The 23,777-nt window shown below is 69.3% G+C and carries 21 protein-coding genes; 11 read left to right on the top strand and 10 right to left on the bottom strand.

The features are described from left to right. Nucleotides 1-2: 2 nt before the first annotated feature. From ACWDUD_RS15050 to ACWDUD_RS15030, 5 genes are all read right to left on the bottom strand, one after another. Nucleotides 3-1,181, bottom strand: coding sequence for an MCE family protein (locus tag ACWDUD_RS15050; protein ID WP_450109813.1), 1,179 nt, complete (start codon nucleotides 1,179-1,181; stop codon nucleotides 3-5). 9 nt (nucleotides 1,182-1,190) lie between these two features. Continuing rightward, the gene (locus tag ACWDUD_RS15045; RefSeq protein WP_197251278.1) at nucleotides 1,191-2,039 is read right to left on the bottom strand and encodes an MlaE family ABC transporter permease; all 849 of its coding nucleotides are present in this window, start codon (nucleotides 2,037-2,039) and stop codon (nucleotides 1,191-1,193) included. A 20-nt stretch (nucleotides 2,040-2,059) separates the two neighbouring features. Further along, nucleotides 2,060-2,824, bottom strand: a complete 765-nt coding sequence (locus ACWDUD_RS15040) for an MlaE family ABC transporter permease (protein ID WP_068155309.1) — start codon at nucleotides 2,822-2,824, stop codon at nucleotides 2,060-2,062. A 473-nt stretch (nucleotides 2,825-3,297) separates the two neighbouring features. After that, nucleotides 3,298-4,233: a 3-oxoacyl-ACP reductase gene (locus tag ACWDUD_RS15035; protein WP_450109812.1), complete on the bottom strand. Its 936-nt coding sequence runs from the start codon at nucleotides 4,231-4,233 to the stop codon at nucleotides 3,298-3,300. A gap of 163 nt (nucleotides 4,234-4,396) precedes the next feature. After that, complete coding sequence (locus ACWDUD_RS15030; protein WP_197251276.1) at nucleotides 4,397-4,582, bottom strand: ferredoxin; 186 nt, start codon at nucleotides 4,580-4,582, stop codon at nucleotides 4,397-4,399. A 159-nt stretch (nucleotides 4,583-4,741) separates the two neighbouring features. Here ACWDUD_RS15030 and ACWDUD_RS15025 point away from each other — a divergent pair, with 159 nt between their 5' ends. The 11 genes from ACWDUD_RS15025 (at nucleotide 4,742) to ACWDUD_RS14975 (ending at nucleotide 17,291) form a co-directional block, all read left to right on the top strand. After that, nucleotides 4,742-5,920 (top strand): acyl-CoA dehydrogenase family protein, encoded by a 1,179-nt coding sequence (locus tag ACWDUD_RS15025; RefSeq protein WP_450109811.1) that lies wholly within the window; start codon nucleotides 4,742-4,744, stop codon nucleotides 5,918-5,920. Nucleotides 5,921-5,955: 35 nt separating this feature from the next. Further along, nucleotides 5,956-7,071: an acyl-CoA dehydrogenase family protein gene (locus ACWDUD_RS15020; protein ID WP_450109810.1), complete on the top strand. Its 1,116-nt coding sequence runs from the start codon at nucleotides 5,956-5,958 to the stop codon at nucleotides 7,069-7,071. Between the two features lie 62 nt (nucleotides 7,072-7,133). Continuing rightward, nucleotides 7,134-8,765, top strand: coding sequence for a long-chain-fatty-acid--CoA ligase (locus tag ACWDUD_RS15015; RefSeq protein ID WP_450109809.1), 1,632 nt, complete (start codon nucleotides 7,134-7,136; stop codon nucleotides 8,763-8,765). A 100-nt stretch (nucleotides 8,766-8,865) separates the two neighbouring features. Beyond that, entirely contained in the window at nucleotides 8,866-9,630 is a 765-nt protein-coding gene (locus ACWDUD_RS15010; RefSeq protein ID WP_450109808.1) for an MlaE family ABC transporter permease, read from the top strand. Further along, nucleotides 9,627-10,487: an MlaE family ABC transporter permease gene (locus tag ACWDUD_RS15005; RefSeq protein WP_450109807.1), complete on the top strand. Its 861-nt coding sequence runs from the start codon at nucleotides 9,627-9,629 to the stop codon at nucleotides 10,485-10,487. Before ACWDUD_RS15010 ends, ACWDUD_RS15005 begins: the two co-directional genes overlap by 4 nt. A gap of 5 nt (nucleotides 10,488-10,492) precedes the next feature. Then, on the top strand, nucleotides 10,493-11,650 hold the full coding sequence (locus ACWDUD_RS15000) for an MCE family protein (RefSeq protein WP_450109806.1): 1,158 nt from the start codon (nucleotides 10,493-10,495) through the stop codon (nucleotides 11,648-11,650). After that, a complete protein-coding gene (locus tag ACWDUD_RS14995) occupies nucleotides 11,647-12,663 on the top strand; it encodes an MCE family protein (RefSeq protein ID WP_450109805.1) in 1,017 nt (338 codons plus the stop codon). The genes ACWDUD_RS15000 and ACWDUD_RS14995 overlap by 4 nt, the downstream gene beginning before the upstream one ends. Continuing rightward, complete coding sequence (locus tag ACWDUD_RS14990; RefSeq protein ID WP_450109804.1) at nucleotides 12,660-13,676, top strand: MCE family protein; 1,017 nt, start codon at nucleotides 12,660-12,662, stop codon at nucleotides 13,674-13,676. Before ACWDUD_RS14995 ends, ACWDUD_RS14990 begins: the two co-directional genes overlap by 4 nt. Further along, a complete protein-coding gene (locus ACWDUD_RS14985) occupies nucleotides 13,673-14,881 on the top strand; it encodes an MCE family protein (RefSeq protein WP_450109803.1) in 1,209 nt (402 codons plus the stop codon). Before ACWDUD_RS14990 ends, ACWDUD_RS14985 begins: the two co-directional genes overlap by 4 nt. Beyond that, nucleotides 14,878-15,984 carry an MCE family protein gene (locus tag ACWDUD_RS14980; protein ID WP_450109802.1) on the top strand — a complete coding sequence of 369 codons (1,107 nt, stop codon included), beginning with the start codon at nucleotides 14,878-14,880 and terminating at the stop codon, nucleotides 15,982-15,984. Before ACWDUD_RS14985 ends, ACWDUD_RS14980 begins: the two co-directional genes overlap by 4 nt. Further along, nucleotides 15,981-17,291, top strand: coding sequence for an MCE family protein (locus tag ACWDUD_RS14975; RefSeq protein ID WP_450109801.1), 1,311 nt, complete (start codon nucleotides 15,981-15,983; stop codon nucleotides 17,289-17,291). Before ACWDUD_RS14980 ends, ACWDUD_RS14975 begins: the two co-directional genes overlap by 4 nt. A gap of 39 nt (nucleotides 17,292-17,330) precedes the next feature. Here ACWDUD_RS14975 and ACWDUD_RS14970 read toward each other — a convergent pair whose 3' ends face one another. The 5 genes from ACWDUD_RS14970 to ACWDUD_RS14950 all read right to left on the bottom strand — a co-directional run bounded on the left by ACWDUD_RS14970 (nucleotide 17,331) and on the right by ACWDUD_RS14950 (nucleotide 23,719). Then, complete coding sequence (locus tag ACWDUD_RS14970) at nucleotides 17,331-18,464, bottom strand: nitronate monooxygenase (protein WP_197251266.1); 1,134 nt, start codon at nucleotides 18,462-18,464, stop codon at nucleotides 17,331-17,333. Nucleotides 18,465-18,583: 119 nt separating this feature from the next. Beyond that, nucleotides 18,584-19,789, bottom strand: coding sequence for a CaiB/BaiF CoA transferase family protein (locus ACWDUD_RS14965; protein WP_450109830.1), 1,206 nt, complete (start codon nucleotides 19,787-19,789; stop codon nucleotides 18,584-18,586). A gap of 73 nt (nucleotides 19,790-19,862) precedes the next feature. Continuing rightward, the gene (locus tag ACWDUD_RS14960) at nucleotides 19,863-21,347 is read right to left on the bottom strand and encodes an aldehyde dehydrogenase family protein (protein WP_248675285.1); all 1,485 of its coding nucleotides are present in this window, start codon (nucleotides 21,345-21,347) and stop codon (nucleotides 19,863-19,865) included. A 9-nt stretch (nucleotides 21,348-21,356) separates the two neighbouring features. Next, nucleotides 21,357-22,667, bottom strand: coding sequence for a homogentisate 1,2-dioxygenase (gene hmgA, locus ACWDUD_RS14955; RefSeq protein WP_450109800.1), 1,311 nt, complete (start codon nucleotides 22,665-22,667; stop codon nucleotides 21,357-21,359). After that, nucleotides 22,664-23,719: a lipocalin-like domain-containing protein gene (locus tag ACWDUD_RS14950; RefSeq protein WP_450109799.1), complete on the bottom strand. Its 1,056-nt coding sequence runs from the start codon at nucleotides 23,717-23,719 to the stop codon at nucleotides 22,664-22,666. Before ACWDUD_RS14950 ends, hmgA begins: the two co-directional genes overlap by 4 nt. Between the last annotated feature and the right edge of the window lie 58 nt (nucleotides 23,720-23,777).

Below are 23,777 nucleotides of genomic sequence, written 5' to 3'. Positions count from 1 at the left end.
GGTCACTGCCCTGCCGCAAGGTCGTCGCCGTACAGGTACCGGAAGATCGTCGGGGTTCGGACCCACGCCTCGGTGGAGGGCTTGTAGGGCACTTCACCGGTGTTCGCGACCGCGAACTGTGCATGTCCGTCGCGAACGGGGTCGAAGTTCGGCAGGCCGTAGCAGTTGGGGCCACCGCTCGCCCCGACGACGGGGAGGTCCTGTTCCTGGTTGTAGATGGTGGCGCCGCCCATGAAGCTGGTGCTCAGCATCAGCGACGCGTACTTGCCGGTGCCGGCCATCGGCTCGAACGCGATCCGCGCGTCGTTGAGTCCGACGATGAAGCACGTCAGCTCGGGCGAGTACTCCCCGAGGAGGGTGGTCGTGTGGGTCAGCAGGTCCAGCGACGTGGTCAGCTGGGCCTCGTTCTCGCCGAGGACATCCCGGCCGGTGGTCGCGAGACCGATGACGTTCATCAGCAACAGGTCGAGGTTGGACTGTTCGTCGACGACGGTGTTGCCGACGTCGGTGGCGTTGCCGACGGTGGCCATCAGGTCCGGCGCGGTGTCGGCGTAGACACCGGTCACGTCCGCGGCGGCCTGGAGATCGTACTGCAGTTGCGGCAGAGACGGATTCATCGTCACGAGGTAGTCGTCGACCTCCGCGAGCGCGGCACCGAGATCGTCACCGCGACCGCGCAGGCCTTCCGAGATCGCACCGAGCGTGGCGTTGAGCTTCTCCGGCTGCACCTGCGCGAGCACGTCGTTGAGGTGCTCGAAGACGGTGTTGAACTCGACGGTGACGTTCTCGGCGGCGATGACCGCGCCTTCCTGCAGCGGCACCGGTGACGGATCGTCCGGGACGACGAGGTTGACGAACTTCGCACCGAACACGGTGGTCGACTCGATGGTCACCTGGGCGTTCGACGGGATCAGGTGCAGCTGCCCGGGATCCATCGCCAGCTGCAGCACGGCACCGTCCGGGGTGTGCTCGATCGACGAGACCCGGCCGACCTCGACGCCGCGCAACTTGACCTTGGCGTCGGGTTCCATCACCAGGCCGGAACGGGCGGAGGTCACGGTCACCGGGACGGTGGCGGTGAAGCCGCCGACGAACTGCGTCAGCGCCGCGACGACGAGCACGGCGAGCCCGCCGACCATCCCCAGGGCGGCGAGTTTCTTCTTCCACGATGGGCTGTCCATGAATGCCGCCTATCCCGACAGGTTGAAGTTGCCGGACATCCCGTAGACCGCGAGCGAGATGAGGAGGGTGACGGTGACGACGGCGATGAGGGACGCGCGCACGGCGTTGCCGACGGCGACACCGACCCCGACCGGCCCGCCGCTTGCGTTGAAGCCGTAGTAGGTGTGGATGAGCATCACCGCGATGGCCATGACGATGGCTTGCACGAACGACCACAGGATGTCGGTGGGGATGAGGAAGGTCTGGAAGTAGTGGTCGTACACGCCGGCGGACTGGCCGTAGAGCACGACCGTCGCGAAACGACTGGCGATGAACGAGGCGATCACCGCGAGCGAGTACAGCGGGACGATCGCGATCATCCCGGCCATCACCCGCGTGCTCACCAGGTACGGGACGGACGGGATCGCCATCACCTCGAGCGCGTCGATCTCCTCGGAAACCCGCATCGCGCCGAGCTGGGCGGTGGACCCGGCCCCGATGGTCGCGGCGAGGCCGATGCCCGCGATGGTCGGGGCGGCGATGCGCACGTTGATGAACGCCGCGAAGAAGCCGGTGAGCGCCTCGACACCGATGTTGCCGAGGGAGCTGAAGCCCTGCACGGCGATGATGCCGCCGGTGAACAGGGTCAGGAAGCCGACGATCACGACCGTGCCGCCGATGACGGCGAGCGCGCCGGTGCCCATGCTGATCTCGGCGACGAGCCGGACCGTCTCCTTCGGATAGTGCATCAGCGCGCGCGGCGCGGAGCCGAGTGCGCGGCCGAAGAACAGTGCCTGTTCGCCGATGCCGTCGATCGAGTTCGACGCGGCGCGGACACGTCGGCGCACGCGGGGGAAGCGCCCGGTAATCACTGCCATCTACACCACCACCGAGCCGCTCATCCGGCCGTCAGCTTGATGCCGACGGCCGTGACGAGGAGATTGACGACGAACAGTGCCATGAAGGCGAACACGACCGTCTGGTTGACGGCGTCGCCGACGCTCTTGGCACCGCCCTTGACGTTGAGTCCGAGATAGGACGCGACGAGTCCGGCGATCATGCCGAACAGACCCGCCTTGACCTGGGAGATCATCAGCTCGCCGAAGCCGGTGAGCAGCGTGATGCCGTTGACGAAGGCTCCGGGGTTCACGTCCTGCAGGAACACCGAGAACGCGAAACCGCCGAGGATGCCGATCGAGCACACGAGGCCGTTGAGCAGCAACGCGACCACCGTGGAGGCGAGCACGCGCGGCACGACGAGGCGATGGATCGGGTTGATGCCGAGCACCCGCATCGCGTCGATCTCCTCGCGGATCGTCCGGGCGGCGAGGTCCGCGCAGATCGCGGTCGCGCCGGCGCCGGCGACGATGAGGACGGTGACCATCGGCCCGACCTGGGTGACGGCACCGAGCGCGGCACCCGCACCGCTGAGGTCGGCGGCACCGATCTCCCGCAGCAGGATGTTGAGGGTGAAGCTGACCAGGACCGTGAACGGCACTGCCACAAGGACGGTCGGCAGAAGCGACACCCGTGCGACGAACCATGCCTGGTCGATGAATTCGCGCCGTTGGAACGGCCGGGAGAATGCAGCGCGGGCGGTTTCCCCGGTCATGGCGAAGAGACCGCCGACGGCGCGCAACGGGACCTCGAGGAGGTCTACCAACGTCTCCCCTCCGTTCGTTGGTTGGATCGGCCACGGACCGACGCGGGCCGCACTGTGACCCGCGTCATACTAACTAGAACGTGTTCACACTGTCAAAGGTGCGCACCGGAGACCCGGAGGACGCCGTACACCGTTGCTGAATCTCGGGAAGCCGGGAGTGGAACCCCGGTCGGATAAGTGGCTTTACGTGGAGCTTCGCAACTCCGGTCGGCAGCGGCGCGGAACCGGGAACCGATGCGATCACACTCCGGGACGCCCGCGGTGGAGGATCCGAAACTGGAACAAGTTTCAAAGAGAAACCGATGTGCTGGAGCCGAGTTCTCGGCACGGAAATCGTCGAACCTCGACCCTATCCCGGCCGACGGCGGACTGCGGAATATTAACCGAGAACGACGGTGCCTGTCACCTGGAGTAGCAGCAACGGGCCGGTGTGCCTTTCCGGCGCCCCCAGGCGCCGAAAAGGCACACCAGCCTCACAGCTTCAGAAGTTCGGCAGCCGAGAACATGCGGGCCGGGTCGCGGTCCTCGAAGTAGCTCCCGAGTTCCTGGGCGAGCGCTTCCGGGGTCCATCGGACGTCGGCGTCGAAACGCTGCTCCACGACGGGGGCCGCCATCAATGCGACCATCGGCCCGTAGACGACGAAGACCTGGCCGTTGACCCGGTCCGCGGCCGGCGAGGCCAGGTACGACACGAGCGTTCCGACGTGCTCGGGCGACAACGGATCGATCTCGGCGTTCGGCGCCGCGCCGAAGACCGACTCGGTCATGGCGGTCCGGCCGCGCGGGCAGATCGCGTTGGCACGCACGCCGTACCGGGACAGCCCCCGGGCCGCGGACAGGGTGAGCGAGATGATGCCGGCCTTGGCGGCACCGTAGTTGGCCTGCCCCTCGGGACCGAGCAGGCCCGCCTCGGATGCGGTGTTGACGATGCGGGCGTAGACGGGCGCGCCGGCTTCCTTCGACTTGGCACGCCAGTAGGCGGCCGCGTTCCGGCACAGCAGGAAGTGTCCGCGCAGATGCACCGCGATCACGGCGTCCCATTCCTCGTCGGACATGTTGGGCAGCATGCGGTCCCGCACGATGCCCGCGTTGTTGACGACGATGTCGAGGCTGCCGAACCGGTCCTGCGCGGTGGAGACGAGTGCATCGGCGGTGGCGCGTTCGGCGACGCTGCCCGGCACGAACGCGACGTCGCCGCCGATCGCGCGGATCTGCTCGAGCGTGTCCTGGACCTCGTCGGTCTCCGCGAGGTCGTTGACGATCACCGTCGCACCGGCCTGCGCCAGTGCCACCGCCTCGGCACGACCCAGTCCCGCGCCGGCGCCGGTCACCACGGCGACCTTGCCGGTCAGGTCTGCCCCACGGGGGTCGGTGACGTTCTCGGGACCGGCGCTGCCGTCAACACTCATGAACCGCACTCCTCGCGACCGCGGCGGACCCTGACGGCCCACCTCTTCGTTACCGGCCCTCCGGCCGCCATGTCAGGCGCACTCGGGGCCCGACGCTCCGGCGAATGAAACCGGGGACCGTCGGAATGTAGAACGCGTTCCCATTCCTGGCAAGAGCAGAGCGTCAGATCTCCGTGAGCGCCGCGCGCGGGCACTGGGCGATCGCCTCGCGCGCGTCCGCCTCGCGACCCTCCGGCACCGGGTGCACGACGGTCAGTTCGTCGTCGTCGTTCAGATCGAACAGATCCGGTGCGATTCCCACACACACGCCGTTCGCCTCGCAGCGGTCGAAGTCGACCTTGATATCCATCCCGAACCCTCGCTTCCCATTCGCACCGAGCCTGTCGGACACCGTCGGCGGCACCCCCGAACGGAGCCTGTCCGGTAAGGCTAGAACGCGTTCCAGTTCTGTGCAATGATTCGGAAACATTGCCGGACCCGTCCCCGTGGCGACGATTGGAGCGGTTCGTTGGACATCACCTATACCCCGCAGCAGCAGAAGCTGCGCGAGGAGTTGCGCGCGTACTTCGCCGAGCTGATGACGCCGGAGCGTCGTGAAGCGCTCTCGGCGACGACCGGTGAGTACGGCGCCGGAAACGTGTACCGCGAAGTGGTGCAGCAGATGGGCAAGGACGGCTGGCTCACCCTCGGCTGGCCCGAGGAGTACGGCGGCCAGAACCGTTCCGCCATGGACCAGTTGATCTTCACCGACGAGGCCGCGGTCGCGGGCGCTCCGGTCCCGTTCCTCACCATCAACTCGGTGGCGCCGACGATCATGCACTACGGCACCCCCGAGCAGAAGGCGTTCTTCCTGCCGAAGATCTCCGCGGGTGAACTGCACTTCTCGATCGGCTATTCCGAGCCCGGCGCCGGCACCGACCTCGCGTCGCTGCGCACCACCGCCGTGCGCGACGGCGACGAATGGGTCATCAACGGGCAGAAGATGTGGACCAGCCTCATCGCCTACGCCGACTACGTGTGGCTCGCGTGCCGCACCGATCCGAATGCCAAGAAGCACAAGGGGATCAGCGTCCTCATCGTGCCCACCTCGGCGGAGGGGTTCTCGTACACCCCGGTGCACACCATGGCCGGACCGGACACCAGCGCCACCTACTACCAGGACGTGCGGGTCCCGGCGTCGGCCCTCGTCGGTGAGGAGAACGGCGGCTGGGCGCTGGTCACCAACCAGCTCAACCACGAACGCGTGGCGCTCACCTCGGCCGGACCGATCCTCACCGCGCTGCAGGAGGTCCGGGCGTGGGCGCAGAACACCACGCTGCCCGACGGCCGGCGCGTCATCGACCAGGAATGGGTGCAGATCAACCTCGCCCGGGTACACGCGAAGGCCGAATACCTCAAACTCATGAACTGGGAGATCGCGTCCAGCACCGCACCCCTGGGTCCGGCACCCGCATCCGCGAACAAGGTCTTCGGCACGGAGTTCGCGACCGAGGCCTACCGGCTGCTCATGGAGATCCTGGGTCCCGCGGCGACCCTGCGGCAGAACACCCCCGGCGTGCTCCTGCGCGGACGCATCGAACGCATGCACCGCAGCTCGCTCATCCTGACGTTCGGCGGCGGCACCAACGAGGTGCAGCGCGACATCATCGCCATGACCGCCCTCGGCCAGCCACCCGCCAAGCGCTGACCGCCGAGCCGCCACACCACGAGAGGACCACCGCAGTGGACTTCACGCTCACCGAGGCCCAGCAGGATCTCGCCGGGCTCACCCGCAACATCGTCACCGAGGTCGTCACCAACGAGCATCTCCGCGAGCTCGACGCCGCCGAGGACCGGATCGACCACGCCCTGTGGGACGCGCTCGCGTCGTCCGGGATTCTCGGTGCCGCGGTCCCCGAGTCCATCGGCGGCGACGGATTCGGCCCGCTCGAGCAGATCAGCATCTGCGCCGAACTCGGCCGCGGCGTCGCGGCCGTGCCGTATCCGACCTCCGTCGTCGCGTCCGCGACCGCCATCGCCGAATTCGGCACCGACGCGCAGCGCGCCGCGTGGGGTGAACCGGCGGCGACCGGTGAGAAGGTCCTCGCGGCCGCGCTCACCGAGGAACTGAACGAGGATCCGACCACGCCCACCACCCGGGCCGTCGCCGACGCCGACGGCTGGATCCTGAACGGCACCAAGATCGTCGTCGATGCGGCGCCGATCGCCGATCTGTTCCTGGTCCCCGCCGCCTCGGAGTCCGGCGTGGTGGTGCTCCTCGTCGACGCCGACGCCCCCGGGGTCACCGTGACCCGCCAGTCCACCACCGATTTCGGCAGCGCCGGCATCGTCGAGTTCGCCGGGACGCGCGTCGGCGCCGACCGGGTGCTCGGCACGGACGGCGCCGCGGTCGCGGCGTGGCTGCGCGACCGCACGCTGCTCGGATCCGCCGCCTACCAGTTCGGCGTCCTCGAACGCGCGCTCGAGCTCACCGCCGAATATGCCCGCGAGCGGATCCAGTTCGACCGTCCGATCGGCAGCTTCCAGGCCGTCGCCCAGCGTCTCGCGGACGGCTACATCGACGTCAAGGCCGTGCGCCTGACCCTGTGGCAGGCCGCATTCCGGATCGCCGCAGGGCTTCCGGACACCGGAGAGCTGCGCACCGCGGCGTTCTGGGCCGCCGACGCCGGGCATCGCGTCGCCCACACGACGGTGCACGTGCACGGCGGCGTCGGACTCGACGAGGATCATCCGGTCCACCGCTACTTCCTCGCGGCAAAGCACCACGAGTTCCTGCTCGGTTCGGCGACGACCCAACTGCGTTCGCTCGGCGCCGAACTCGCCTCGACGCCGGCCTGACCGGTCCCGCTCGCCGAGATGTCGCCTGTACGCCGGCGCCGGCCTGCCCCGAGGATGCACCCATGACGGAAACACCCACGGTGACCGCCCTGCTCACCGCGATGTCCGAGATCGACGACCGGGGGCTGCGTTTCGAGGACGCGTCCCTGTCGTGGCGCGAGCACGTGCAGCGCAGCCACGACAGGGCCGCGCTGCTGCGCGCCCTGCTCGATCCGGACCGGCCGCGGCACTTCGGGATCCTCATGGACAACGTCCCGGAGTTCTCGCTGCTGCTCGGCGCTGCCGCGTTCTCCGGGTCCGTCGTGGTCGGCCTGAACACGACCCGTCGCGGCGATGCCCTCGCCCGCGACATCGCGCTGGCCGACTGCCAGGTGGTGTTCACCGAACGCGCACACGCCGGCCTGCTCGACGGCCTCGATCTCGGCGACGTCCGGGTGATCGACGTCGATTCACCGGACTGGGCCGAACTCCTGGAACCACACCGAGATTCGGTCCACGAGGTCGCCGAGGTCACACCCGACGACCTGTTCATGCTGATCTTCACGTCCGGCACGAGCGGCGACCCGAAGGCCGTGCGGTGCACGCACGCGAAGGTCGCGGCACCGGGCCGGATGCTCGCGCAGCGGTTCGGACTCGGCGCCGAGGACGTGGTGTACCTGTCGATGCCGCTGTTCCACTCGAACGCCATCATGGCGGGCTGGGCCGTCGCGCTGGCCGGCGGGTGCGCGGTGGCCCTGCGCCGGCGTTTCTCCGCGTCCGGGTTCCTGCCCGACCTGCGGAAGTTCGGTGTCACCTACGCCAACTACGTGGGCAAGCCGCTCTCCTACATCGTGGCAACGCCCGAGACGCCACACGATTCCGACAACCCACTGCGCATCATGTACGGCAACGAGGGCACCGCGCCCGCGATCGCCGAGTTCCGACGCCGGTTCGACGCCGTCGTCGTCGACGGCTTCGGCTCCACCGAGGGCGGGGTGTCGATTCCCGCGACCCCGGGCGCTCCGGCCGGGGCGCTCGGCCGACTGCCCGAGGACATCCACATCCTGCACCCGGAGACCGGGAAGCCTTGCCCTCCGGCCGAGTTCGACTCCCGCGGCCGGATCGTCAACGCCGACGAGGCCACCGGCGAACTGGTCAACGTCCGCGGTGCCGGTCAGTTCGCCGGGTACTACAAGAATCCCGAGGCCGACGCCGAACGGGTCCGGGACGGTCGCTACTACAGCGGCGACCTCGGGTTCCGCGACGCCGACGGGTTCGTGTACTTCGCGGGCCGCAGCTCGGGCTGGCTGCGGGTGGACGGCGAGAACATCGGCGCAGCCCCCATCGAGCGAGTACTGCTGCGCTACAAAGGGTTCGCACAGGTCGCCGTCTACGCGGTGCCCGACCGCTACGTGGGCGACCGGGTGATGGCCGCGGTGATCCCGTCCGCGGACACCGCATTCGACCCGATCGCGTTCGCGCAGTTCCTCGACTCCCAGCCCGATCTGGGTCCCAAACAGGTGCCGACGCTGATCCGCGTCTGCACCGACTTCCCGCGCACCGCGACGTTCAAGGTGCTCACCCGGTCGCTGAGCGCCGAACGCTGGCACTGTGCCGATCCGGTGTGGGTACGCGAGCGCGGCGAGAACGAATTCAGGCTCCTGACAGAGGAACTGGCAGAAGCACTCGAATCGGACACGGCCGCCGCCGGGTAGGTACACCGACTTCCGCAAACCCTTGCCCGCCTTACATACCCTCAGGTATGTTCTGGCGATGTGCACGCCGCTGCGTGTTCCGGGGGAAGCGGAGGAGCGAATGGGATCGACACCGCGCGATGCCGCCCATGCCCTGGGTAGCTTCTACTCCCTGTCGCTCGACGCACTGACCGGACTGTTCCGGGCACCGTTCCAGTGGCGGGAATTCACGAACCAGTTCTGGTTCGTCGCGCGCGTCTCGCTGGTCCCGACGATCCTCATGTCGATCCCGTTCACCGTGCTCGTGGTCTTCACCCTCAACTCCCTGCTGGTGGAGATCGGCGCGAGCGACATGTCCGGCGCCGGAGCGGGGCTCGGCGCGGTCACCCAGATCGGTCCGCTCGTCACGGTGCTGGTGGTCGCGGGCGCGGGCGCCACCGCGATCGCCGCCGACCTCGGTTCACGCACGATCCGCGAGGAGATCGCCGCGCTCGAAGTGCTCGGCATCGATCCGGTGTCCCGTCTCGTCGTGCCGCGTGCTCTCGCGTCGACCGCGGTGGCCGCGACCCTCAACGGCGCGGTCTGCGCGATCGGCCTGATCGGTGGGTTCTTCTTCTCCGTCCTGCTCCAGAACGTCGACCCGGGCGCGTACGCCGCCGGGGTCACGCTCCTCGTCGGTCCCGGCGAGCTGCTGCTCTCCGAGATCAAGGCCTCCGTGTTCGGGCTGCTCGCCGGGCTGATCGCGTGCCACCGGGGCCTGTCGGTCTCCGGCGGCCCCAAGAGCGTCGGCGAGGCCGTCAACGAAACCGTCGTGTTCGCATTCGTTGCCCTGTTCCTGGCGAACATGCTGCTCACCTCGATCGGAATCGCGGTGACCGACCGATGAGCCTGGTCAGCCTCCGTCACGGCCGGGCCGCGCACACCGCGAGCCGGGCCGGGCGCGGTGTCGTCCGAGCGATCGACACCGTCGGCGAGCAGATCGTGTTCTGCGTCGGCGCGTTGCTGTCCACCGCGAAGGCCGCGCGGCACTACCGCACCGAGACGTTCCGGGTGGTCACCGAGATCGGTCTGGGCACAGGACTTCTCGCGATGATCGGCGGCAGCGTCGCGATCATGGGTTTCCTCACCCTGTTCGCCGGTGCCACGGTCGCCGTGCAGGGCTTCACCTCGCTCGGGAACATCGGCGTCGAGGCGCTCACCGGATTCCTGTCGGCGTACGTCAACGTGCGGGTCGTCGCGCCCGTCGTCGCCGGTGTCGGTCTCGCCGCGACCATCGGTGCCGGCACCACCGCCCAGCTCGGCGCCATGCGCATCAGCGAGGAGATCGACGCGCTCGAAGTGATGGCGATCCGGTCCGTTCCCTATCTCGTCGGCACGCGAATCCTGGCCGGGCTCATCGCCATCCTCCCGCTGTACTCGCTGTCGGTGCTCGCGGCGTTCCTGTCCAGCCGCATCGCGACCGTCACGATTCTCGGCCAGTCCCCCGGCGTCTACGACCACTATTTCGCGACGTTCCTGCGTCCGGCGGACGTGCTGTGGTCCTTCGGTCAGGCGATCGTGATGGCCGTGATCGTCATGCTCGTGCACAGCTACTACGGCTACACCGCGCACGGCGGTCCGTCCGGTGTCGGCGTCGCGACCGGCCGCGCGGTGCGGTTGTCCCTGATCGCGGTGGTGACGGTGACCCTGTTGATCTCGCTGGCCCTCTACGGCAGCAGCCGCCAGCTGCATCTGGCGGGGTGAGCGCGATGCGCACCCACCTGCCCCGCATCGCCGTCGCCGCGACCCTCCTGGTCGCCGCGGGAATCCTCGCGCTCGTCCACCAGTCCTACCGGGGCGGTTTCGCTTCCGGTGTCACCGTGACCGTGGAGACCGACCGGGCAGGGCTCGTCCTGGACCGCGGCGCACTGGTCAAGCGGCACGGCGTCCAGGTGGGCACGGTGGCCGCGGTCCACCCGTCGCCGACGGGCGCGGTCGTCGAACTGAGCCTGTTCCCCGGCGACGCCGCCCGTATCCCGGCCGACGTCGGCGCCGACATTCGCGCGACCACCGTGTTCGGCGCGAAGTTCGCCTCCCTCACCGACCCCGCCCACCCGACCGGCGAACACCTGCGCGAGGGGTCGGTCCTGCGTGCCGCGAACGTCACGGTCGAGACGAACTCGGTGTTCGAATCCCTGACGTCGGTGCTGCACGCCGTCGACCCGGCCGAGCTGAACCAGACGCTCGGTGCCGCCGCCACCGCCCTGCGCGGCCGCGGGGACGATCTCGGCACCGCACTCGACGACACCGGCACGATTCTCGCCCAGGTGAATCCGCGCACGGATGTCCTCGGAGAGGATCTCGCGGCGACACGGTCCGTCGCCGGCACCTACACCGAGGCCGCACCGGCCCTGCTCGACTCGCTCGGCAATCTCACCGTCACCGCCCGCTCCGTCGTCGACCGGGCCGAGGATCTCGACGCGATGCTGCTGTCGGTGATCGGCCTGACCGACACCGGGGTCGGCGTGCTCGAACCGAACGGACCGGCGATCGTCGGCGTGCTCGATCTGTTGCGGCCCACCGCATCCGTGCTCGAGGAGTATTCGCCCGTGCTGACCTGCTTCTTCCAAGGCGCCGACCAGGCCCGGTTGCTCGCCGAACCGGCCTCCGGCGGCAACGGCAGTTCGATGATGCTCAACTCGTCGCTGTTGCTCGGCTCCGACCCGTACGAGTACCCGCGCAACCTGCCGGTGGTCGCGGCGACCGGCGGACCGCGGTGCGGCGCCCTGCCCGTCGTCACCGCCGCCGAGTCGCCGGCCCCGTACGTGGTGGCGAACACCGGCGCGAACCCGTTCGAGGCGGGCAACACGAGCCCGGTGTTCGTGCCCGGCTCGATCCTCGAACTCCTGCAGGAGCCCGCCCGGTGACCCGCACCGCGACCGCCGCAGCGGCCTACGCGCTGGTGATGCTCACGATCCTCGGCGCGCTGTTCGTCGTGTTCGGGCAGATGCGATTCCAGGACTACACGCGCTACCACGCGGTGTTCGAGGACGTATCCGGACTGCGCACAGGACAATTCGTGCGCGTGGCCGGCGTGGAGGTCGGCCGCGTCACGTCCGTCGAGTTCGCCGACGGCAACCGGATCGCGGTGACGCTCGACGTCGAGGACGTCTACACCCCGACGCGCGCGACCCACGCGACCGTCCGGTACCTCAACCTCGTGGGCGACCGATACCTGGAACTGGCCGACGGTCCCGGCGATACGACCCCGCTCGGCGCCGGTGGGGTGATCGACGTCGACCGCACCTCCCCCGCCCTCGATCTGGACGTGCTGATCGGCAGTTTCAAGCCGCTGTTCCGCGCACTCGATCCGCAACAGGTCAACCAGCTCTCCGCCGATCTCATCTCGGTCCTGCAGGGTCAGGGCGTGACGGTCGAGTCGATCCTGCAGCGCACCGCGTCGCTCACCTCCACCCTCGCCGACCGCGACCGTCTCGTCGGCGACGTCGTCGCGAACCTGAATTCGGTGCTCGCGACCATGGCCGAGCACCGCGACGAGTTCGACGTCTCCCTCGACCGCGCACAGCAGCTCGCGGATCGGCTCGCGCAGGACGGCGCGCTCGTCGCCGAATCCGTCGCGTACATCGATGCGTCGGCCTCCTCGCTAGCGCAACTGCTCACCGTGTCGCGCGAACCCCTGGCCGGCGACATCGTCGAAGCCGGACATCTTGCCGCGCAACTCAACTCGCGCAGCGACACCATCGAGAGCCTCGCGACGCGCCTGCCCGACGCCTACGCCGCACTCACCCGGCTCGGCGCGTACGGCGGGTTCTTCAACTACTACCTGTGCGGCCTGCAGATCAAGCTCAGCGACCCCAGCGGCAACACCGTCACCTCACCGCTGTTCGGGCAGACGACGGGCAGGTGCGCACCGGCATGACCCGTCGATTCCGTGAGATGAACGAGGTCCGCATCGGGGTGATCGGAACGGTCGCGCTCGTCGTGCTCGTGCTCGCTGCCCTGAACTTCGGGTCGTTGCCGTTCGTCGACACCGGCCGCACCTACCACGCCCGGTTCGTCGACGCAGGCGGGCTGAACACCGGTGACGCCGTGCAGGTTTCGGGAAAGGATGCCGGGCGGGTCTCCGCTGTCGAGATCGACGGCGACGCCGTGCGGGTGAGCTTCACCGTCGACGACCGGGTCGTGCTGGGCACCGACACCACCGTGGAGATCGCGACCGCCACCGCGCTCGGCGCCCGGATGCTGCGGGTCCGGCCCGCCGGCCCCGGCGAGGAGGCCGAGGGCACGACCTTCGACCTCGACCGCACCACCGCGCCCTACGAGCTCACCGAGGCGCTCGGCGACCTCGCGACCACCGCCGCGGACATCGACACCGAGCAGGTCGCCGAATCGATGCGGGTGCTCTCGGACACGCTGCCCCGGACCCCGGACGACATCGGGGCGGCCCTGGACGGGGTGCAGCGGTTGTCCACCACGGTCGCCTCCCGCGACGAGTCGCTGCGTGCGCTCCTCGGCAACGCCGAACGGATCACCGCGGTGCTGGCCGAACGCAGCCGGCAGGTCGACGGGCTGATCGTCGACGCCGAGCTGATCCTGCGTGAGCTCGACACCCGGCAACGCTCGCTGGACACCCTGTTCGGCAACGTGAACGCGCTGTCGATCGAGCTGACGAACCTCGTGGCCGACAACGAAACCCAGCTCGCCCCGACCCTCGAGCAGGTCGACGCCGTGCTCGACGTGCTGACCCGCAACCGCGAGAACATCGCGCTCGCCATCGCGCGGCTCGGCCCGTACGCCACCGAACTCGGTGAGGCCGTCGCCTCGGGCCCGTTCTTCAACTCCTACATCCAGAACCTGCTGCCGCCCGAGCTGATCGAACCGGCCCTGACCGACGCGCTCGAACGCGCCGGCGCCGGCGGAGGTACCCCGTGACCCGCATCCGGCCGCTGCTGCCCTGGCTGATCCCGTTCCTGGTGCTCGGCGTGATCGCCGTCGTGTCCTTCGGAATCGTGCCGTGGCGCTCCACGCACGAGTTCACCGCCGAATTCGCCTCCGCCCGTGGCCTGTACCCCGGCGACGACGTGCGCGTGATGGGCGTCGACGTCGGCCGCGTCACGCGCCTCGAGCCGGACGGCGACCGGGTACGCGTCACGTTCGAGATCGACGCGGACCGGCCGGTGCCCGCCGACGTGAGGGCCGCGGTCGTCGCGCCCACCCTCGTGTCGGCCCGGTTCGTGCAGCTCGCACCCGCCTACACCGGAGGACCACAACTCGATCCGGGTTCGACCATCCCGATCGAGCGCACCGCCGTGCCCGTCGAATGGGACGAGGTGACCCGGCAGCTCGCCGAACTGACCACCGAACTCGGTCCCGCCCCGGACGACCCGCAGGGACCGCTCGGCGAGGTCCTCGACGTCGCCGCGAGCAACGTCGAGGGACAGGGCCTGGACCTGCGCGCGACCGCCGAGGAGTTGTCGGCGGCGTTGCGCACCGTCTCCGACGGTCGCGGCGACCTGTTCGCGGTCGTCCGCAACCTGCAGGTCTTCGTCGACGCACTGTCGGACAGTCGCGGGCAGATCGTCGCGTTCAACAACCGGATGGCCTCGGTGACGCAGATCCTCGACGCGAACCGCGACGACATGGGCAGCGCGCTGGGCTCGCTCGGCTCCGCTCTCGGTGAGGTCGAACGGTTCGTGCGCGACAACCGCGAGCGGATCGGCGGCACCGTCGACCGGACCGCCGAACTCGCCGAGACGCTCGCGGCCCAGCGGGACGGAATCGCGCAGGTGCTGCACGTCGCGCCGACCGCGCTGTCCAATCTGCAGGGCATCTACCAGCCCGCCCACAACACGGTCGTCTCGGCGCTGGCACTGACCAACTTCGCCAACCCGGTGCAGTTCATCTGCTCGGCGCTCGCGGCCGCGGAGGACGTCGACGCGCACACCGGGTCGGAACTGTGTGTGCAGCAACTCGGTCCGATCCTGCATCTGCTCGCCGTCGACTATCCACCGATCATGATCAATCCGACCCGGGGTGTCGGCGCGCTGCCCGACCAGCTCGTGTACACCGAACCGGGCCTGGCCCCGGTGTCCTCCGGCTCCGATCTCGAGGACCTGCTTCTTCCGGGAGGGCGATGAGAACCGCACGCGCGGCCCTGCTGCTGGTCCCGCTCGTCCTGGCGACGAGCGCGTGCGAGTGGCGCGGGGTCAACTCCCTGACGTTGCCGGGTACCCGCGGCCACGGGGACGGCGCCTACAGTGTCGATATCGAGATGCCGAACGTCACGACCCTGGAACGGAATTCGAGAGTCCGGGTCGCGGATGTCACGGTCGGCCGGGTGGACGACATCCGGCTCGACGGCGGTCACGCCGTGGTGACGGTGGTGCTCGACGGCGGCACCGCACTGCCCGCGAACGCGACCGCGAAGATCGGGCAGACGAGCCTGCTCGGGTCGGCGCATCTCGAGCTCGCCCCGCCGATCACCGAACCGCCCACCGGCACACTGGAGGACGGTGACGTCATCCCGCTCGAACGCGCCGGGCTGTTCCCCACCACCGAGCAGACCCTGTCGGCGTTGTCGCTGGTGCTCAGCGGCGGTGGCCTGGCCCAGGCCCAGGAGATCTCCCGCGAGCTGAATCTCGCCCTGACCGGGCGCGAGGAGTCGGTGCGCGCCCTGCTCGGGCAGCTCGACGTCGCGCTCACCGGTCTCGACGATCAGAAGGCGCAGATCGTGGGGGCGATGGAATCCCTCGACGCGCTCGCGGTCGAGGTGTCCGCGCAGAACCAGGTGCTCGCCGACGCCACCGATGCGCTCGCCCCGGCACTGGACGAATTGTCTTCTCGCCGCGACGATCTGACGCAGGCCTTGACGTCGCTCGGCGATCTGGGGCGGATCGCCGGCGACCTCGTCGACGCATCCGGGGACGACGTGGTGGCGAATCTGCGCGATCTCGAGCCGGTGATGGCCTCGCTCACCGCGGCCGGGGATTCGCTCACCGAATCGCTCCGCTACCTGCTCACCTTCCCGTTCCCGATCGACACCTACCGCAATGCCGTGCGCGGCGACTACGCGAACGGCACGGTGATCCTGGACCTGACGTTGCCGACGCTCGAGAACGCGCTGCTGCTGGGCACCCCGTTCGAGAACGCGCTCACCGGTCCGGCCGCTGCGATCCCGCCCGATGTGTCCGACACGGACCCGATGGGCCTGCTCGCCCGACTGCTGGGGGTTCCCCGATGATGCCGTCCGTCCGCAACCGGCTGATCGTGTTCCTCGCGATCGGTATCGCCGCGATCGTCGCCGTCGGCGTGTGGTTCGTGCAGGTGCCCGCGCAGCTCGGGATCGGCCGCTACGTGGTGCGCCTGGACCTCGCCGACGGGGGCGGTCTGTATCCGACCGCGAACGTCACCTATCGGGGCGTGACGATCGGCCGGGTCACCGAGGTCCGGATGACCGACGACGGCGCCGAAGCCACCCTGTCGCTCGACTCGTCGGTGCCCGTCCCGGCGTCGACCGCCGCCGAGATCCGCAGCATGTCGGCGATCGGTGAGCGCTATGTCGATCTCGTGCCGGACGACGCGAACACTCCGTATCTGGCGGACGGCGACGTCCTGCCCCGCGACCGCGTGACCCTGCCCGAGCCGATCGACCGGGCCATCGACCGGCTCGACGACACCCTGCAGGCGGTCGGGGCGGACCGGTTGGCCGTCCTGCTCGACGAGGCGCACACCGCGATCGGCGCCTCCGGCGACGACCTGCGGACACTGGTGGATTCGGCGACCGCGGTCGCCGGGGAGGGCGCCGACAACGCCGACGAGACCGGCGCGCTCATCGACGGCGCCGGTCCGCTGCTGCAGACCCAGATCGACTCGTCGTCCGCGATCGGGCAGTGGGCGTCGGCATTGGCCGGCACCACCGGCACGTTGCGCGATGCGGATCCGGCCGTGCGGGCGCTCGTCGACCGGGCCGCTCCCGCCGCCGACGAGGTCAGCGCGGGGTTCCAGCGCATCGAGCCGACGCTGCCGCTGCTGCTCGCCAACCTCGTGTCGGTGGAACAGGTTGCCGCCGTCTACAACCCGGGCGTCGAACAGATCCTTGTGCTGTTCCCGTCCATCATGGCGTCCACCCAGTCCGCGGCCCTGCCGAACGTCGACAATCCGTCGCAGAACACGTTCTTCGTCAACTCGTACAACGACCCGCCGCCGTGCATCGAGGGGTTCCTGCCGCCCGAACAGCGCCGCTCCCCCACCGAACTCGATGTGCCGGAGACGCCGCCCGACCTGTACTGCAAGCTGCCGTCGGACGATCCGGTCGCGGTGCGCGGCGCCCGGAACCTACCGTGCCTCGAATTCCCGGGCCTGCGCGGCGCGACGGTGCAGACCTGCCGGGAGCAGGCCGCGGAGCAGGGTGTCGCCGGGGCGTTCGCGGGAACCTACGATCCGATCACCGGGGTGTACACGGGCTCGGACGGAAAACGGTACGTGCAGGGAGATCTCGCGGGCGGCGCGCCGCGGACGCTGGAGGATCTGCTGCTGCCGACCGGGTAGCCGCCGGTGCGGCGCGGAAAGCGCCGCACCGGGCGGAGATCAGGCGGTCGCGGCCTCGTTGAACTTTTCGAGCGTGCCGGTCGCCTCGAGGTACTCCTGCACCCAGCGTTCGATGACCGCGGAGGACTTCTCGACCTTGGTGAGCTGGCCGACGACCTGGCCGACGGGGTTGAACGCGACGTCGACGGTCTCATCCGGGTACTTGTGGGTGGCGGCCACCGCCATACCGGACACCATGTACTGCAACGGCATTCCGAGCGGCTTCGGGTTGCCTTCCTTCTCCCATGCCTCGGTCCAGTCGTTGCGCAGCATGCGGCACGGCTTGCCGGTGAACGAGCGGCTGCGCACGGTGTCGCGGCTGGTGGCCTTCGCGTAGGCGGCCTGCTGGACGGGGGTGTTCTCCGCTTCCTCGACCATCAGCCACTGCGAACCGGACCACGCGCCCTGCGCGCCCAGCGCGAGCGCGGCGGCGATCTGCTGGCCGCTGCCGATGCCGCCGGCGGCCAGCACCGGGATCGGCGCGACCTCCTTGACAACCTGCGGCCACAGCACGATCGACCCGACCTCACCGCAGTGGCCGCCACCCTCGCCGCCCTGCGCGATGATGATGTCCACGCCGGCGTCGGCGTGCTTGCGGGCCTGCGCCGGCGAGCCGCACAGCGCGGCGACCTTGCGGCCGGAGTCGTGGATGTGGGCGATCATGTCCGCCGGCGGGGTGCCCAGCGCGTTGGCGATGAGAGTGACCTTCGGATGCTGCAGCGCGACCTCGACCTGAGGGGTCGCGGTGGCCTCGGTCCAGCCGAGGAGCTGCAACGCGTTATCGTCACCGTCCTCGGACAGCGGCACGCCGTGGTCGAGAAGGATCTTGCGTCCGAAATCGAGGGTTTCCTGCGGCACCATCGACTGCAGCATCTTCGTGAGTTCTTCGGCGGACAGGTTCGAGTCCATGCCCTCGTACTTGTTCGGGATGACGATGTCGACGCCGTACGGGTGGTCGCCGATGTGCTCGTCGATCCAGTTCAGCTCCACTTCGAGCTGCTCGGGCGTGAACCCGACGGCGCCGAGGACGCCGAAGCCACCGGCCTTGGAGACGGCCACGACGACGTCGCGGCAGTGGGTGAACGCGAAGATGGGGAACTCGATTCCGAGTTCGTCGCAGAGCGGGGTGTGCATTCGGCACTCCTTCGAGGACGCGAGTCGCATATTGGAACGTGTTCTACTCTAGTTGCGACGCGTCGAAATAGGGAGGCCCTTCGTCCACTCGCTCCCCGGGTGACGGGGAGGCGAGGCGGTCAGATGGTGCCGGCGGCCTTCAACTCCGCCTGCCGCTCTTCGGTGAGGCCGAGCAGGTCGCCCCACACCGCGGCGTTGTCGTAACCGGCGATCGGTGCCCCGGCACGACGCACGCCGCCGGGGGTTCCGGCGAGCACCGGGACGACACCGGGACCGAGGACCTCGGAGCCGGTGCGTTCGTCGTGGTGTTCGACGAGCATGCCGCGCGCGCGGAACTGTTCGTCGGCGACTACCTCCGCGACCGTGTTGACCGGTCCGGCCACCACCCCGCTGTCCGCGAGATGTTCGAGCAGGTCGTCGAGCTTCCACTGCGCCGCCCACGCGCCGATCAGGTCGTCGAGTTCGTCCTGGTGCACGCCGCGCGCGAGGTGATCGGCGAAGCGCACGTCGTCGGCCAGTTCCGGGCGGTCCATCGCGGCACACAGCCGCCGGAACACGGTGTCCTGGTTGGCGGCGATGACGATCCACATGTCGTCGCCGGTGCGGTACAGGTTGGACGGGGCGATGCCCTCGAGGCGGGTTCCCGACGGTCCGCGCACCACACCGGCGGTGTCGTAGTCGGGAATCACCGATTCCTGGATGGCCAGGCAGGATTCGGTGAGCGCGACGTCGACGACCTGCCCGCGGCCGGTGCGTGCGCGGGAGACGAGCGCCGCGAGGATGCCCTGGACGGCGAACATGCCGGCCAGGGAATCCCCGAGGGACAGCGCCAGCCGCGGCGGGGCCTGACCCGGGTAGCCGTTGAGGTGCCGCAGCCCGGATTCCGCCTCGGCGACCGAGGCGTATCCCGCCTGTCCCGCCTTGGGGCCGGTCTGCCCGTAGCCGGAGACGCGGGCCAGCACGATGCCGGGATTGATCCCGGACAGCACGTCGTAGCCGAGACCCCACTTCTCGAGGGTGCCGGGACGGAAGTTCTCGACGATGACATCCGACTCGGCGACCAGTCGCCGGAACAGCTCCTGGCCCTCGGGCGACCGCAGATCGAGGGTCACGCACCGCTTGTTGCGGGCGTGCACCGTCCAGAAGAAGCGGTGCCCGTCCTTCTCGCCCTGGCCCCAGGTGCGCAGCGGGTCGGGACGCTTCGGGTCCTCGATCTTGATGACGTCGGCGCCCATGTCGCCGAGCAGCCGCCCGGCGAACGGCCCCGCGATCAGGGTGCCCAGTTCGAGCACCCTGATCCCGTCGAGCGCGCCCCCCTGCGTCACCGAATCCTGCGTCGCCGAGTTCTGCTGCGCCGAGTCATGCTGTGTCACTGCCGTATTCCGTTCGTCTCGCGGGTCAGTACCCGAGGTGGACCGTCTTCTCCTCGGTGAACGCCTCGAGACCGCTGCGGCCGAGTTCACGCCCGATACCGCTGGCCTCACGTCCGCCCCAGGGCAGGCTCGGGTCGGGAACACCCCAGCCGTTGACCCACACGGTACCGACCCGAAGCTGCGGGATCACGCTGTGCACGGTCGACAGGTTCTGGCTGAAGATGAACGCGTTGAGCCCGTACTTGGTGGTGTTCGCCAGCCGCACGGCCTCCTCGGTGGTCTTGAACGTGATGACGGTCGCGACCGGGCCGAAGATCTCCTCGCGGGCGATCGTCAGCTCGTTGTGCCCGCGGAAGACGGTGGGCTCGACGAAGAAGCCGCGGTCGCCGACCCGCCCGCCGCCGGTCAGCAGCTCGGCTCCCTCGGCGCGGCCCTTCTCGATGTAGCCGAGGATCCGATCGAGCTGCTTGCGGTTGACGATGGTGCCCTGCGTCGTCGCCGCGTCGAAGGGGTCGCCGACGACGGCTCCGCGGGCGAACTCGACGAGTCCCTCGACGACCTGGTCGGCGATGGATTCGTGCACGATGACGCGGGTGCCGGCCGCGCACACCTGGCCCTGGTGGTAAAAGTTGCCCATCGCGATCCACGGCAGCGACGCCTCGAGGTCGGCGTCCGGGAAGATCAGCTGCGGCGCCTTGCCGCCGAGCTCGAGGGTGACCTTGCGGAACTTCTCACCCGCGAGCGAGGTGATGGTCTTGCCGACGGCGGGGCTGCCGGTGAAGGTGATCTTGTCGATGCCCTCGTGCGCGGCGAGCGCGGCGCCCGCCTCCGGCCCGAGCCCCGGCACGACGTTGAACGCGCCGTCCGGCACGCCCGCCTCGGCGAGCAGGTCGGCGAGCTTCAGGGTGGACAGCGACGCGTCCTCGGCGGGCTTGACGACGACCGAGCACCCGGCGGCCAACGCGGGGGCGACCTTCCACGCGGCGACGACCGTCGGGTTGTTCCACGGAGTGATCGCGCCGACCACGCCGAGCGGCTGGCGCAGGGTGTAGCCGAAGCGGTGCTGCGGTCCCACGTCGGGCAGCAGGATCGCTTCACCGGCGATCTTGTCGGCCCACCCGGCGTAGTGCCGGAACGAGGCCGCCGCGGCGGGGATGTCGCCGGCAACGGTGTCGGCGTACAGCTTGCCCATCTCGGCGGTTTCGAGGGCGGACAGCTCGGGTGCGTGCTGTTCGATGAGATCGGCTGCGCGCGAGAGGATCCGGCCGCGCTCGGCGCCGGGCATCTGCGACCACGCGCCGTCCTCGAAGGTGGCCCGGGCGGCGTCGACGGCGGCGTCGATGTCCTCGGCGCGACCGGCGGCGATCTGCGCGACCGGTTCCTCGTTCGCCGGGTTGACGGAGGTGAAGGTCGCGCCGGAGCGCGCCGGGACGGCGCGGCCGCCGATGCGCAGCAGCGGTTCCGGCACCACGACGGGATGCGGGGTGGGGGCAGTGGTGGTTTCGGTCATCTGTGACTCCTAGGGTGAGGGCGGAGCGAAGCGACGAGCGAGTCCGGACCACGACGAGTCGTAGTCGGGTTGACGGTGTGCCGCCGCGAGGGCGGTGTCGGTGACGGCCAGCGGCAGCCGGGTCTCGAACATGAACGACATGGTGTTCTCGAGCTTGACGGGGGTGAGTTCCGCGGCACTCGCGAGTTCGAACGTCTCCAGGTCCGGTCCGTGCGCGCCCCACTGGTTGTGCAGCGACGCGCCGCCTGGAACGAACCCTTCGGCCTTCGAATCGTGCCTGCCACGAACGAGTCCCATGAACTCCGCCATGACGTTGCGGTGGAAGTGCGGCGGGCGGAAGGTGTGTTCGCCGACGACCCAGCGTTCGGGGAACACCGCGAAATCCACGTTCGCCTGCCCCGGGATCGGGGTGGCCGAGGTCAGCACGGTGAAGATCGACGGGTCCGGGTGGTCCCAGCCGCCGGTGGTCATGACGTTGAACCGGGAGATGTCGTACTTGTACGCGCCGTGCGTGCCGTGCCACGCGACGACGTCGAGCGGCGAGTGGCCGAGGTCGGTGGCCCACAGGTGCCCGCCGAACTTCTGCACGAGTTCGAAGGTGCCGACACGGTCCTCGTACCACGCCGTCGGGTACAGGAAGTCGCGGGCGTGCGCGAGGCCGTTCGCGCCGATCGGTCCGAGTTCGGGCAGTTCGAATGCGGCACCGTAGTTTTCGCACACGTATCCGGTGGCGGCCGCGTCGAGCAGCTCGACCCGGAACCGCACGGCACGTCCGACGACGGCGATCTCACCGGGCGCGACCGCCAGGCGTCCGAATTCGGTGCACAGCAGCAGTTCCCCGTCCTGCGGCACGAACAGCATCTCGCCGTCGGCGTTCACGAAGTACCGGTCCGTCATCGACTCGGTGATCGCGTACAGGTGCACGGCGATCCCGGTGCGGGAGAGGACGTCCCCGTTGACCGCGTAGGTGGTGATGCCGTCGACGAAGTCGCGACCGGCGCCGGGTACCGGCTGCGGGTCCCACCGCAGCCGGTTCGGGGTCACCAGTCCCCCGGTCAGGGGCGCCGACGCCCAGTTCCCGTCGTCGATGCGCCGGAACGCGGGGTGCGCGGCCGACGGCATGATCCGGTACGTCCAGGTGCGCCTGTTGATTCCGCGTGGTTCGGTGAACGCCGTCGCGGAATGCTGTTCGGCGTAGAGCCCGTACGGGGCGCGCTGCGGCGAGTTCTGGCCCCACGGCAGCGCCCCCTCGATCGCCTCGCTGTGGTGTTCGTTGCCGAACCCGTGGAGGTAGTCGAGGTCCACCGAACCGGCCGTCACGTCAGGGCAACCATTTCGTGCAGCGTCGAGCCGTGCCGCTCCTGGGTCAGGCCGTCGACGGACACCGACAGGGAGAAGTCGGAACGGAACCGGAAGTACCCGGGCCGGCCGATGAGCCGGTTGACGATCGACTTGATCAGCGGGCTCGCCGCGAGCGGAATGTCCTCGAGCAGGTTGTGCGCGTGCACGATCTCGCGGACGTCCAGCCTGACGTCGAGCACATCCGGGATGCGGATCCGCAGCCACGTCGGGTAGGTGCGATCGGCGACGGGGTCGAACACGGTGGGCCCCTCGGTCATCTCGACCTCGCCGTTGCTGACGATCACCTCGCTACCGCGCGCGACCATCACCGGCTGCGACCAGTGATTGCCGTACTTCTTCTGCGTGTGCACCATCGCGTAGACCAGGGTGAAGTCGTCGGTGTACAACCGGCCCCAGTACCACTTGTCGATGATCCGCTTCATGTCGCCCACGCCCCAGTTGTGGTCGTGGTAGCCGCGGCCGGCGACGGTGGTGGTCTCGCCGTCGACGGTCACCGTGCCGGCGACCTTCGCGCGGGGCGCGCCGACGACCCAGGCGAAGAACTCGCGGTCGTTGTAGCTGGTCTGCCCGCGACCGGGCATCCACGGCGGTACCTCGGCGGTGAACGTGAGATCGAACCCGAGATCACCCTCGGCGACCTTCACCCGGTAGACGGGCAGGCCGTTCTCCTCGCCGGTCAGGCGGGCGAAGTTCGTTCCGACCCGCACGTCGCACTTCTCGGTGGACACCGCGAGATCCTCGTCGGTGAACTGCCGGACCACCTCGCGGCGCTTGCCGTCCGGGCTGTAGACGTGGATCTCCACACCCGGCTTGCGGTGCACGAGTTCCCGGGTCTGCAGCATCGCGACGACGATGCGGCCGTCGTCGAGGTGTGCGTCGAAGTACCAGTGTTCGAAGGCGTGCTTGTCGGTCGACGGATGGGCTCCGTTGTCGCTCGGTGCGACGGTCGTGATCTCGCCGTCGCGTCGGCCCGGTCCGTTCCAGGCCTCGACGATCTGTAGTGCAGCCACAGTGTCCCTTCCCAGTGGTGGCGGTGTCCCCAGTAGTGGCGGTGTCAGCGTCGCAGTG

It is taken from the genome of Rhodococcus sp. NPDC003382 (assembly GCF_053589135.1).
Note: the sequence above shows the minus strand (reverse complement) of the source record. Positions and strands in the feature narration are given on the sequence as shown.